The 11,734-nt window shown below is 59.2% G+C and carries 13 protein-coding genes; all 13 read left to right on the top strand.

Annotated elements, in window-relative coordinates:
• The coding region (locus Q0P59_RS19320) for an ACT domain-containing protein (RefSeq protein WP_295009455.1) at window positions 1-259 on the top strand (259 nt) is incomplete at its 5' end.
• Between the two features lie 10 nt (window positions 260-269).
• A complete protein-coding gene (gene hisC / locus Q0P59_RS19315) occupies window positions 270-1,358 on the top strand; it encodes a histidinol-phosphate transaminase (RefSeq protein WP_295009453.1) in 1,089 nt (362 codons plus the stop codon).
• Window positions 1,359-2,240 carry a prephenate dehydrogenase/arogenate dehydrogenase family protein gene (locus Q0P59_RS19310; RefSeq protein ID WP_295009451.1) on the top strand — a complete coding sequence of 294 codons (882 nt, stop codon included), beginning with the start codon at window positions 1,359-1,361 and terminating at the stop codon, window positions 2,238-2,240.
• The gene (locus Q0P59_RS19305; RefSeq protein ID WP_295009449.1) at window positions 2,240-3,076 is read left to right on the top strand and encodes a DNA ligase; all 837 of its coding nucleotides are present in this window, start codon (window positions 2,240-2,242) and stop codon (window positions 3,074-3,076) included. Before Q0P59_RS19310 ends, Q0P59_RS19305 begins: the two co-directional genes overlap by 1 nt.
• 9 nt (window positions 3,077-3,085) lie before the next feature.
• The gene (galE, locus tag Q0P59_RS19300; protein WP_295009447.1) at window positions 3,086-4,090 is read left to right on the top strand and encodes a UDP-glucose 4-epimerase GalE; all 1,005 of its coding nucleotides are present in this window, start codon (window positions 3,086-3,088) and stop codon (window positions 4,088-4,090) included.
• Window positions 4,091-4,340: 250 nt separating this feature from the next.
• The gene (gene pseB, locus Q0P59_RS19295) at window positions 4,341-5,339 is read left to right on the top strand and encodes a UDP-N-acetylglucosamine 4,6-dehydratase (inverting) (protein WP_295009445.1); all 999 of its coding nucleotides are present in this window, start codon (window positions 4,341-4,343) and stop codon (window positions 5,337-5,339) included.
• An 87-nt stretch (window positions 5,340-5,426) separates the two neighbouring features.
• Window positions 5,427-6,503: a glycosyltransferase family 4 protein gene (locus Q0P59_RS19290; RefSeq protein WP_295009457.1), complete on the top strand. Its 1,077-nt coding sequence runs from the start codon at window positions 5,427-5,429 to the stop codon at window positions 6,501-6,503.
• Window positions 6,504-6,544: 41 nt separating this feature from the next.
• Entirely contained in the window at window positions 6,545-7,420 is an 876-nt protein-coding gene (locus tag Q0P59_RS19285; RefSeq protein WP_295009443.1) for an aldo/keto reductase, read from the top strand.
• Window positions 7,417-8,190 (top strand): glycosyltransferase family protein, encoded by a 774-nt coding sequence (locus tag Q0P59_RS19280; RefSeq protein ID WP_295009441.1) that lies wholly within the window; start codon window positions 7,417-7,419, stop codon window positions 8,188-8,190. The genes Q0P59_RS19285 and Q0P59_RS19280 overlap by 4 nt, the downstream gene beginning before the upstream one ends.
• On the top strand, window positions 8,187-9,491 hold the full coding sequence (locus Q0P59_RS19275; protein ID WP_295009439.1) for an aminotransferase class III-fold pyridoxal phosphate-dependent enzyme: 1,305 nt from the start codon (window positions 8,187-8,189) through the stop codon (window positions 9,489-9,491). Before Q0P59_RS19280 ends, Q0P59_RS19275 begins: the two co-directional genes overlap by 4 nt.
• A gap of 7 nt (window positions 9,492-9,498) precedes the next feature.
• Window positions 9,499-10,383: an SDR family oxidoreductase gene (locus tag Q0P59_RS19270; protein WP_295009437.1), complete on the top strand. Its 885-nt coding sequence runs from the start codon at window positions 9,499-9,501 to the stop codon at window positions 10,381-10,383.
• Window positions 10,355-11,488, top strand: a complete 1,134-nt coding sequence (locus Q0P59_RS19265; protein WP_295009435.1) for an N-acetylneuraminate synthase family protein — start codon at window positions 10,355-10,357, stop codon at window positions 11,486-11,488. The genes Q0P59_RS19270 and Q0P59_RS19265 overlap by 29 nt, the downstream gene beginning before the upstream one ends.
• Window positions 11,481-11,732 carry a hypothetical protein gene (locus Q0P59_RS19260; protein ID WP_295009433.1) on the top strand — a complete coding sequence of 84 codons (252 nt, stop codon included), beginning with the start codon at window positions 11,481-11,483 and terminating at the stop codon, window positions 11,730-11,732. Before Q0P59_RS19265 ends, Q0P59_RS19260 begins: the two co-directional genes overlap by 8 nt.
• Window positions 11,733-11,734: the final 2 nt, after the last annotated feature.

Raw genomic sequence — 11,734 nt, 5'->3', positions numbered from 1 at the left:
CGACAAGACGTCGCTGATCATGTCGGCGCCGAACCGGACCGGGGCGCTGCACGAATTGCTGCTGCCGCTGTCGTCGGCCGGCGTCTCGATGTGCCGGCTGGAGTCGCGTCCGGCACGCAATGCCCTGTGGGAATACGTTTTCTACGTCGATATCGAGGGGCATCGCGACGACCCGGCGATCAAGGCCGCCCTGGAAAAACTGGCCGCTTCCGCAGCCTATCTGAAAACACTCGGCTCCTACCCGGTCGCCGTCTATTGAGAGTCGCGTCATGAGCCTTGCCGACCAAGCCCTGTCCTACGTCCGTGCCATCTCGCCCTATCAGCCGGGCAAGCCGATCACCGAACTGGCCCGCGAGATGGGCATTCCGGTCGACAGCATCGTCAAGCTGGCCTCCAACGAAAACCCGCTGGGCATGAGCCCCAAGGCGCGCGCTGCGGTTGAAAAGGCCATCAGCGGCGTCGAGCGCTATCCCGACCAGTTCGACCTGATCGCCAAGGTGGCCGGACGCGCCGGCGTTGCCCAGAACCAGGTCGTTCTCGGCAACGGTTCGAACGACGTGCTCGATCTGATCGCCCGCGTCTTCCTCGCGCCGGGTCGCTCGGCGGTGTTCGCGCAACATGCCTTCGCGGTGTATCCGCTGGCCACGCTGTCCACCGGCGCCGAGCTGATCGCCACGCCGGCGAAGAACTACGGCCACGATCTCGCCGCCATGCGCGCCGCCATCCGGCCGGATACGCGCATCGTGTGGATCGCCAACCCGAACAATCCGACCGGCAATTTCCTGCCCTACGCCGAGGTGCGCGCCTTCCTCGAAAGCGTGCCGAAGGATGTCGTGGTCGTGCTCGACGAGGCCTACAACGAATACATTCCGGTTGCCGAGCGGGTCGATACGGCGGGCTGGCTCAAGGATTTCCCGAACCTGGTCATCTGCCGCACCTTCTCCAAGATCTACGGCCTGGCCGGCCTGCGTGTCGGTTATGCGCTGGCCTCGGCGGAGGTGGCCGACCTGATGAACCGGGTGCGCCAGCCGTTCAACGTCAACAACCTGGCGCTGGCCGGGGCGCTGGCGGCGCTGGACGACGACGAATTCCTCAAGGCCAGCTACGAGTTGAATCGAACCGGCATGGCGCAGATCGTCGCCGCGCTGGAGCGCCTGAGTCTGGAATACATCTCGTCCTGCGGCAATTTCGTGACCTTCCGCGCCGGCGATGCGGCAACGCTTAACCAGAAGCTGCTCCAGCAGGGCGTCATCGTCCGTCCGATCGCCGGTTATGGCCTGCCCGAATGGCTGCGCGTGACGATCGGGACCGAGCGCGAGAACGCGCGCTTCATCGAGGCCCTGGAAAAGGCGCTGTAAATGGAAGCCGGATTGCCCGAGTTCGGCAAGGTCGTCATCTTCGGGACGGGCCTGATCGGCGGCTCGTTCGCGCTTGGCCTCAAGGAGGCGGGGGCGGTCGAGGAGGTGGTCGGTTTCGGGCGAACGCCGGCGACCCTGCGCAAGGCGCAGGAACTCGGCGTCATCGATCGGGCGGGAATCAACCCGGCGCATGAGATCGGCGATGCCGACATCGTCCTGGTGGCGACGCCGGTGGCGCAGATGCCGGAGATCTTCGAGCGCATCGCACCTTATCTCGGTCCGAACACCATCGTCACCGACGGCGGCTCGACCAAGGGCGATGTCGTTGCAGCGGCGCGGGCTGCCTTCAAGGGGCATATCGGCAAGTTCGTGCCGGCCCACCCCATCGCCGGCGCCGAGAACAGCGGTCCCGCGGCAGCGCGCTGGGATCTCTATCAGGGCAAGAAAGTCGTCGTCACCTCGCTGCCGGAAAACAACGACGACCGTCTCGACCGCGTCAAGCGCGCCTGGTCCCTGTGCGGTGCCGACATCTACGAGCTGACGCCGGAAATGCATGATCGCGTCTTCGCGGCCGTCAGCCATTTGCCGCATCTGCTGTCGTTTGCATTGGTCCATGACCTGGCGGTGCGCGACGATGCTGATCTGTTCTTCACCTTCGCTGCCTCCGGGTTCCGCGATTTCACGCGGATCGCTGCCAGCCATCCGGAGATGTGGCGGGATATCTGTCTGGCCAATCGGGAGGCGTTGCTCGGTGAGCTGGATTCTTATCGGGCGCAATTGGATGAATTGCGCACTACCTTGTCGCAAAACGACGGGTCGCGTCTTGAGGAAATTTTCGGTATTGCTCGTCGGGCAAGGCGAAGCTGGGCGGGCGAAGGCTGATGTCGGGGTTGCTGCGCGCGCTGATGCTGGGGCTGGCGTTGCTCGCCCCGGTTGTCGCCGCCGGAACGGCGCCGGAAATCTTGCTGGCGAGCGTCTATCGCGCTCAGGTCGATGTGACGCAGTATCTGGTGAGCGAAAAGCTCGATGGGGTGCGGGCACTTTGGGATGGGAAGAGCTTGCGTTTTCGCAGCGGCAAGCCCATTCATGCCCCGGCCTGGTTTGTTGCAGGTTTGCCGCAACAGGCGCTGGACGGCGAGTTGTGGATGGGGCGTGGCAGCTTCGAGCAGCTTTCCGGCACGGTCCGCAAGGAAACACCTGTCGATGCCGAATGGCGCCAGGTGCGTTACATGATCTTCGAACTGCCCTGGGCTCCCGGATCATTTCGCGAGCGTGTCGATCAGATCAGGTTGCTGGTTAGCCGGGCAAATGTTTCCTGGCTGCAGCAGGTCGAACAATTTGGAGTGGCCGATGATGCCGGCCTGCGCCAGCAGCTTGCGGCCGTAGTCGCCGCGGGGGGCGAAGGTTTGATCTTGCACCGCGCCGACGCACTCTACGAAACCGGGCGCAGCGATACGCTGCTCAAGCTGAAGCCCTGGCTCGACGCAGATGCCGAGGTAGTCGGGCATCGTGCTGGAAAAGGGCGGCATGTGGGCCGTCTGGGCGCGCTGCTGGTGCGGACGCCTGAGGGCAAGACCTTTCTGCTGGGCACCGGGTTTTCGGATGAACTGCGCCGTAACCCGCCTCCCATCGGGGCTTGGGTCAGCTATCGCTATCGTGAATTGACGAACACCGGATTGCCGAGGTTTGCCAGCTTTTTGCGTGCCAGGGAAGACTGAGAGGATTCCATGATTCTTGTTACAGGCGGGGCCGGCTACATCGGGTCGCATACTTGTGTCGAACTGCTCAATGCCGGGCATGACCTGGTGGTGTTCGACAATTTCAGCAACAGCCATCCCGAAGCCTTGGTGCGCGTGGAGCAGATAAGCGGTCGCAAGCTCAATGTCGTTAAAGGCGATATTCGCGATCAGGGCGCGCTGGAGGAGGCGATTCAGGGCTTCGGTTGCAATGCGGTCATACACTTTGCCGGCCTCAAGGCAGTGGGCGAGTCGGTCGACAAACCGCTCGAATACTATGACAACAATGTCATTGGAACGCACCGCTTGCTGCAGGCCATGGGCAACTGCGGGATCAAGACCCTGGTTTTCAGTTCATCGGCAACGGTCTACGGTGAGCCGCAATTCCTGCCGCTGACCGAAGATCATCCGCTGTCGGCAACCAATCCCTATGGGCGTACCAAGCTTGTCATCGAGGACATGCTGCGTGATCTGTATCGTTCGGATTCAAGCTGGAAAATAGCCATCCTGCGCTACTTCAATCCGGTGGGAGCGCATGAAAGCGGCCTGATCGGCGAAGACCCCCGGGGTATTCCAAATAATCTGATGCCGTTCGTTGCCCAGGTAGCCATTGGTCGCCGGGATTGCCTCAAGGTGTGGGGCAGCGATTACCCGACGCCGGATGGTACCGGGGTGCGTGACTATATCCATGTGGTTGATCTGGCCTTGGGTCACCTCAAGGCCCTGGAGCGATTGCAAGACCCCCAGTGCTTCGAAGTGAATCTGGGTACGGGCACGGGTTACAGCGTCCTGGATGTCGTCAAGGCGTTTGAACGGGCGAGTGGAAAACCCGTGCGCTACGACCTGGCGCCGCGCCGCGGCGGCGATGTGGCATCGTGCTATGCCGATCCCGCGTTTGCTGCAGCCTTGTTCGAGTGGCGGGCCGAGCGTGGTCTTGATGCCATGTGTGCAGATGTATGGCGTTGGCAAATCAGTAATCCGGCGGGGTATGGGTAATCGGCCTCCGGGTGGTCATGGTTTGTCGGAGATTTGGGATTTTGGGAACTTTCCAATGTGGGAGCGTTTACAATACGCCGTGATGCCTTTCGGCGCTTGGCCCGTCGTCATGTAAGTTCGCGTGACTGACGCTGTCGTCGATTTATTAAGTTGTTCTCGTAGAGAGTGTTTTTTCAGAAGTGGGCTGTATTGGAATGGGCTGGTATTTGCCCAACCCGTATCTGCGCATTTCTGATTTGGAAATATGACCATGTTTGCAGGCAAGTCGCTTTTGATTACCGGCGGGACCGGTTCTTTTGGCAATACCTTTGTGCCGATGACCTTGGCAAAACACAACCCCAAGCGGCTGATCATCTATTCGCGCGATGAGATGAAGCAGTGGGAAATGGCCAAGAAATTCCAGGGTGATCCGCGGGTACGTTTCTTCATCGGCGACGTGCGCGACCGCGAGCGTCTGTATCGCGCTCTCGATGGCGTCGACTATGTGGTCCATGCGGCGGCGACCAAGATCGTGCCGACTGCGGAATACAACCCCTTCGAGTGCGTCAAGACCAATATCAACGGTGCGATGAACCTGATCGATGCCTGTATCGACAAGGGCATCAAGCGGGTCGTTGCGCTGTCCACCGACAAGGCGAGCAGCCCGGTCAATCTCTATGGCGCGACCAAACTCGCCTCGGATAAATTGTTCGTCGCAGGCAATTCCTATGCAGGCGGTCACGACACCCGGTTCGCTGTCGTTCGATACGGCAATGTGATGGGCTCCCGCGGTTCAGTTATTCCTTTCTTCCTGTCGATTCGTGACAAGGGTGTATTGCCGGTTACCGACGATCGTATGACGCGCTTCATGATTTCGCTCGAGCAAGGGGTGGAACTGGTGTGGCACGCTTTCGAGGACATGGTCGGTGGCGAAATCTACGTCAAGAAGATTCCGTCGATGAAAGTGACCGATCTGGCGACCGCGGTTGCGCCCGAAGCCAAAATCGAGATCGTTGGCATCCGTCCGGGTGAAAAGCTGCACGAACAGATGATCGGCCCCGAGGATTCCTACTACACCTACGAATACCCGGAGCATTACAAGATTCTCCCGGCGATTCACAGTTGGGATACCACGGCGGAGCGCATCAAGGATGGCAAGCGCGTGCCTGAAGGCTTCGAATACTCCAGCGACAACAACCCGGAGTGGATGAGCGTTGCCGAGTTGCAGGCCTGGATTGCAGCCAATCAGCAGAAAATCGGCAATATCTGAGCACGCACGGCATCAACTGGATACCCAGGGCGCGATGAGTGATGTGAGTTCAGGCTGGCAAAGGAAGATGCAAACGTCTTGCTGTCGATGAAAGTTTTGTATGTCAAGGATCGGTACGGCGTCCATGATCGTCGTTTTTTACAGGCGATCATTGCTCAGGGGCATCGTCCGATTGCGGTACAGCTAAACAATCACGCAAATCCGGGCATGGATATGGGTGTTCCTGTGCTATGTATTTCCGGTGAGAGCCTGCCTGCGTTGATGGAGCGCGAGCAGGTGGATGTGGTTCATGCGGGGCCTGTGCCGTTTGCTGCATCGCTCATCGATATTCTCCCGGACGATTTGCCCTTGGTCGTCGTCTCCTGGGGAAGCGATATTTTGCTTGAATGCCATCTGAACTCTGATCTCAAGGCAAAGGCGTTGGTCGCGCTAAAGCGGGCCAACGTAGTTCTCGTCGATTGCCAGGCGGTAGGGAAAACAATCGCTTCGTGGTTGCCGGAACTGTCGGCTTCTGTCATCTCGTTCCCCTGGGGGCTCGATTTGCCACGCTTCAAAAATCTTCCTGGGTCCGCCTCATGCGCCATGCGGAAATCCCTGGGGTGGGAAAACAACGATGTCTTTGTCTCCACTCGTTCCTGGGAAGATAACTACGGTATTCAATCGCTGATCGAGGCCTTCGCGCTCGTCGTGCAGAAGGCCCCGATGGCGCGCCTGCTGCTGGTGGGTGACGGTTCGCTGCGACCGGAAATCATGAGCATGATTTCCTCGCTTGGGCTGCCGGAGTACATTCATGCGCCGGGGAGGGTCGATGAGCATGAGCTCCCGGTCATGTACGGCGCGGCTGACGTTTATGTGTCGAGTTCATTTTGCGACGGGTCTTCAATTTCGTTGCTGGAGGCGATGGCGAACGGCAAGCCGGTCATCGTCCACCACGAATTCGGCAATCTGGACTGGGTTTTGCCGGACGAGACCGGTTGGCTTGCAGACTGCCGCGACCCGGCCATGTTTGCCGGTGCGATCCTTCTTGCCCTGAATTCCAGGGAACGCTGGCAAAGCATGGGTCGGCTAGGTCGGCAATTGGTATTCGACAAGGCAGACTGGGGGCAGAACTCGCTCCTTTTGAGTGCAGCCTACGAGCAGGCGCTGCAGGGGGGCAAGGCGTGATGTCTTTTGTACAGTGTCACGAACTCGGGGGGCTCGGCCCCATGGTTCTCGGCGCGGTTCAACTCGGCCTGAACTATGGCGTGGCGAACAAGGCTGGGCAACCCAGTCGCGAATCTGCTCATGAAATACTGCTCGCGGCCTGGCAACATGGTGTTCGGGCAATAGATACCGCTCAAGCGTATGGCGAGAGCGAAGAGATCATCGGTGAGCACCTTGAACGCTATCCAGAGCACAATTTCCACATCTTCAGCAAGATAAGCCCCGGGGTCGATCATCGGGATGCAACTGCCATACTGAATGCTGCCAGAAGCAGTTGCCAGCGCATTGCCCGGCCCCTGGCTTCGCTCATGATGCACAATGCGGATGCGCTCCATCTTTGGGATGAGGGCTTGGGGCAAGCCATGAAGCGTTGCCTGGATGCGGGGTTTGCAGAAACTCTGGGAGTCTCCATCTATACTCCGGAGCAATTCCTCGCTGCACTGCAGATACCGGAATTGCGCGTTATCCAGGCTCCGTTCAATGTGTTGGACCGGCGCCTGCTGGACTCCGGTCTGCTCGATCGGGCATTGGATTCCGGCCGGGTCATCGTATTGCGTAGTGTTTATCTGCAAGGCTTGCTGCTCATGGACGCTGACAAACTTCCGGCGCACATGGGCTTTGCGGAAGAGGACGTGCGCCGCTGGGAAAGTCTGTGCGCATCGCATGCCTGTGCGAAGACACTTGCCGCCATGCAGTATGTCCGTCATGCGGTGCCGAGGGCATTGCTGGTGATCGGCTGCGAGCGTACCGATCAACTGCTGGCGAATCTTTCCCTCCTCATGTCGCCCGATTTCCCGGCAGGCATGAAGGAAGCCATCGAAGCTTTGAAAATGCCGGATGAACGAGTGATTAACCCGAGTCTGTGGCCAAAACTATGACAACTGCGATTCTGCAAGCCCGTATGGGCTCGACGAGACTGCCAGGCAAGATGCTGCTGCCGATCATTGACGACAAGGGGGCGCTCGAGTTGATGCTCGAACGGGTTGCCGCTGCAAAGTCGATCGATCGTATCGTAGTGGCAACGACGACCCTGGCTGAAGATGACGCACTGGTAGCGCTTTGCGAAAAACTGGGTATTTCCTGTTTTCGGGGGGATTCCGCCAATGTGCTGGATCGTTACTACCAATGTGCCCGAACCGTGGCACGTGATGAGGTGCTGGTTCGTCTGACCGGCGATTGCCCGCTGCATGATCCGGCGGTAATCGACAGGGTCGTCGGTTTTTTTCATGACGGCCAGTACGACTATGCGGCAAACACCCATCCGCCGACCTATCCGGATGGACTGGATGCCGAGGTTTTTTCCTTCCGTGCGCTCGAGCGGGCATGGCATGAGGCCACGCTGCTCAGCGAGCGGGAACACGTAACCTACTACCTTTATACTCATCCGGAATCCTTCCGGTTGGGTAATCTCGCGCTGGAAGAAGATTTCTCGGCGTATCGGTGGACGCTGGATGAACCGGCCGATCTCGAATTCATCAGGCAGGTCTATGCCTCGCTTTATCCTTCGGGGAAAGGTTTCGGCATGCAGGATGTCCTGAACTTGCTGAAAGAGCGCCCGGAGTTGCTGGATATCAATCAGGACATCGTCCGCAATGCCGGACTGGCCAAGAGTCTCGAACAGGATCGCAAGCTGGGGAATATCACATGAACGTTTACGACAACTTTGCACGTAGTACCGAACTGCTGGCCCGCGCCAAAAAAGTCATCCCTTCGGCATCGCAAACCTATAGCAAAAGCTACCGCTATTACTGCGAGGGCGCCGCGCCAGCCTTCATCGAGCGGGGCGAGGGCTGCCGCCTGTGGGACGTCGATGGCAACAGCTACATCGATTACCTGCTGGCCCTCGGGCCGGTCACGCTGGGTTATTGCGATCCGGTCGTCGATGCTGCCGTTGAGCGTCAGTTGCGTAAGGGCATGGTGTTCTCGCAATCGTCCCCGCTCGAAGTCGAACTGGCAGAGAGACTGGTAGACATCGTTCCCTCGGCCGAAATGGTCCGCTTCGTCAAGAATGGTTCGGATGCCACCTCCTCGGCTGTGCGTCTGGCGCGTGCCTATACCGGTCGCGACCTCATTCTGTCGTGTGGCTACCATGGCATGCAGGACTGGTATATCGGTACCAGCGAGAACAACCTGGGGGTACCGATGGCGGTGCAGTCGCTGATCAAGACCTTCCCCTACAACGATGCCGCTGCCCTGGATGTATTGCTACAGCAGTATTCCGGTCAGGTGGCGGCGGTCATCATGGAGCCGGTTCGTACGGAAGAACCTGCGCCTGGCTATCTCGAGAAAGTGCGTGCGCTGGCTGACAGCCATGGGGTACTCCTGATTTTCGACGAGGTGGTTACCGGCTTCCGCATAGCGCTCGGCGGCGCGCAGAGCCATTACGGCGTAACGCCGGATCTGACTGCGCTCGGGAAGGGACTGGCCAACGGCATGCCGCTTTCGGCTGTGGTCGGTCGCTCCGACATCATGCAGCTGGCGGACGAGGGCGCATTCGTGTCCTTGACCTTCGGCGGCGAAACCTTGTCGCTCGCTGCCGCGCTGGCCACGCTCGATCAGTTGCAGAAACGGGATGTCTTCACGCATACATGGGCGCTCGGCCACCGCTTCTACGACGGCATGGTCGCGCTGGTTACCCGCATGGGCCTCAACGACATCGCCTACGTGGCAGGCACCAAGATCATGCCGGGCCTGTTCTTCAAACCCTGCGGGGATGCCTCGGCGAACGATGTCCTCTCGCTCTTCCAGCAGGAGGTCATTTCACGCGGCGTGCTCTTCCTCGGCGTGAGCTACCTGTGTGCAAGCCATTCCGAAGCGGACATCGATTTCACCTTGTCGGTATTTGAAGAAGGCCTCGCCAAGGTGGCGCAGCTCAAGCAGGGGGTGCCTTTGCAGAATCTGCTGCGCGGCCAGAGCTACCGGCCGGTGTTCAAGCGCAACAAGACCTGATTCCGGCATGAAGATCCTGATTACGGGCGCTTCGGGGATGCTCGGTACGGCGCTGATTGCGGCATTCGAAGGTGAGCATGCGTGCACTGGTTTTTCCCGTGCTCGTCCTGGCCACGCAGCTATCGACTGGCGCACCGGAGATTTGTCCGTGTCAGGCGAACTGGCGTCCGTACTCAACGAGGTGCGTCCTGATCTGATCGTCCATGCGGCAGCGATGACCAACGTCGATGCCTGCGAACGAAATCCGGCATTGGCCCAACGGGTCAATTGCGATGTGCTTGGGGAAATTGTCGAATATTGCCAGCTGAGCGGAAGCCGCCTGGTCCATATATCCACCGATTCCGTTTTTGATGGGCAGAAGCAAACTCCCTACAACGAAAACGATCCGGTCGCCCCGCTCAATGTCTATGCCCGAACCAAGCTGGCTGCCGAGTCGCTGGCGCTGCAGCATCCGGATGCCATCGTCTTGCGCACCAACATATTTGGCTGGCGCCCGCCGGGCGGAGATGTCAGCTTCGGGGAATGGGTTCTCCGTTCCCTGCGCGAGGGAACCCCGTTGACCATGTTTCACGATGTCATGTATTCGCCGATTGCCACACCGCTGTTCGCTGGGGTAGTCGCACAATGCGTCAAGGCAGGGCTCACCGGCTTGTATCACGCCGGGGGTGGTGAAACTCTGTCGAAATACCAGTTTGCGCTCAAGGTAGCGGAAGCCTACGGCCTGCCGACCAACAATGTGCTCAGTATTTCAGTGGTGGACAAGCCATTGGCTGCATTGCGCCCCCGCAACATGGCGCTGGATAGTTCAAAATTGGCGGCTGCGCTGAGTATTGGCAGCTTGCCGGATGTTGCTGCGTCGATCGATGCCTGGAAAGCAACGGAACCAAGATAAGGAAAAAACTCATATGGCCAAAGATATTCAGTTCGGCAATCGCGTTATCGGTGACGATCATCCGACTTACTTCATCGCCGATATCGCTGCCAATCATGACGGAAGCCTGGATCGCGCAATCCAGTTGATCCATCTCGCGAAGGAAGCCGGTGCGGATGCTGCCAAATTCCAGAACTTCCAGGCGGCGAAAATCGTCAGCGACAAGGGATTCCGGCATCTCCAGTCCGGCGGCAAGCAGGCGCATCAGGCGACCTGGAAGAAATCGGTATTCGAAATCTATTCCGACTACAGCATTTCGATGGATTGGACGCCGATTCTCAAACAGGAATGCGACAAGGTCGGCATCGACTATTTTTCCTCGCCTTACGACTTCGAGTCCGTCAATCACCTCGATCCCTACGTGGATGTCTACAAGGTTGGCTCCGGCGACATCACCTGGATCGAGATGCTCGAGTTCATCGCGCGCAAGGGCAAGCCGGTGCTGCTGGCGACCGGCGCCGCATCCATCGCAGACGTCCAGCGTGCCGTCGATGCCATCCTGTCCATCAATCCGCAGGTGGTCCTGATGCAGTGCAATACCAACTACACGGCCAGCCTGGAAAACTATGCCTATGTGAATCTGCGGGTGCTCGATACCTATCGCGCCATGTATCCGCAGCTTGTCCTGGGCCTGTCCGACCATACCTTCGGTCTCGCCACGACATTGGGGGCTGTGACGCTCGGTGGACGGGTCATCGAAAAACACTTTACCGATGACAATGCACACGAGGGACCCGATCACAAGTTCGCAATGAATCCGGTGACCTGGCGCGACATGGTCGATCGCACGCGCGAACTCGAGCGCGCCCTGGGATGTGGCAACAAGCGTGTCGAAGGCAACGAACGGGACAGCGTGGTCGTCCAGCAGCGCTCGCTGTATTGCGCCCGCGACCTGGCCAAGGGGCATGTCCTGTCACGCAGCGATATCGATGTTCTGCGCCCGGCACCGGTGGGCGCGATTCTTCCCTACGACCTGGATGCATTGATCGGGCGCCAGCTCGGCAAGGAGCTCAAGGCCGGCGCCTCCATTCGTTGGGATGACTTGGCACCTCGGGACAATGGCTGAGTTCGCATATCGTCAGGACCAGCTTCGCGAGGCCTTTCAGGCAGCTCTCGAAGCGGTCGACCTGAAAGGCTCTTTCCGTCAGCCAGGCAATGCTGAGTGGGAGGGAACGGCTGCGCGCGCCGCCTATCTGCCCGTCGACTATTCCTGCGCGATGATGGACTACCAATTGTGTTACTGGAACGGCAATGCCAAGCCGACCAGCGATCTTTCCCTAGTCCTGCACCTGTCTCTTATACACATCTGACG

This window comes from uncultured Dechloromonas sp., assembly GCF_945957265.1.
GTDB lineage: Bacteria > Pseudomonadota > Gammaproteobacteria > Burkholderiales > Rhodocyclaceae > Azonexus.
This window is presented reverse-complemented; position numbering and strand designations above follow the sequence as displayed.

Excerpts from the sequence above, each read along its gene's own strand:
- hisC (WP_295009453.1), top strand. The coding sequence starts at position 270 with ATGAGCCTTGCCGACCAAGCCCTGTCCTACGTCCGTGCCATCTCGCCC.
- Q0P59_RS19310 (WP_295009451.1), top strand. The coding sequence starts at position 1,359 with ATGGAAGCCGGATTGCCCGAGTTCGGCAAGGTCGTCATCTTCGGGACG.
- Q0P59_RS19305 (WP_295009449.1), top strand. The coding sequence starts at position 2,240 with ATGTCGGGGTTGCTGCGCGCGCTGATGCTGGGGCTGGCGTTGCTCGCC.
- galE (WP_295009447.1), top strand. The coding sequence starts at position 3,086 with ATGATTCTTGTTACAGGCGGGGCCGGCTACATCGGGTCGCATACTTGT.
- pseB (WP_295009445.1), top strand. The coding sequence starts at position 4,341 with ATGTTTGCAGGCAAGTCGCTTTTGATTACCGGCGGGACCGGTTCTTTT.
- Q0P59_RS19290 (WP_295009457.1), top strand. The coding sequence starts at position 5,427 with ATGAAAGTTTTGTATGTCAAGGATCGGTACGGCGTCCATGATCGTCGT.
- Q0P59_RS19285 (WP_295009443.1), top strand. The coding sequence starts at position 6,545 with ATGGTTCTCGGCGCGGTTCAACTCGGCCTGAACTATGGCGTGGCGAAC.
- Q0P59_RS19280 (WP_295009441.1), top strand. The coding sequence starts at position 7,417 with ATGACAACTGCGATTCTGCAAGCCCGTATGGGCTCGACGAGACTGCCA.
- Q0P59_RS19275 (WP_295009439.1), top strand. The coding sequence starts at position 8,187 with ATGAACGTTTACGACAACTTTGCACGTAGTACCGAACTGCTGGCCCGC.
- Q0P59_RS19270 (WP_295009437.1), top strand. The coding sequence starts at position 9,499 with ATGAAGATCCTGATTACGGGCGCTTCGGGGATGCTCGGTACGGCGCTG.
- Q0P59_RS19265 (WP_295009435.1), top strand. The coding sequence starts at position 10,355 with ATGCCTGGAAAGCAACGGAACCAAGATAAGGAAAAAACTCATATGGCC.
- Q0P59_RS19260 (WP_295009433.1), top strand. The coding sequence starts at position 11,481 with ATGGCTGAGTTCGCATATCGTCAGGACCAGCTTCGCGAGGCCTTTCAG.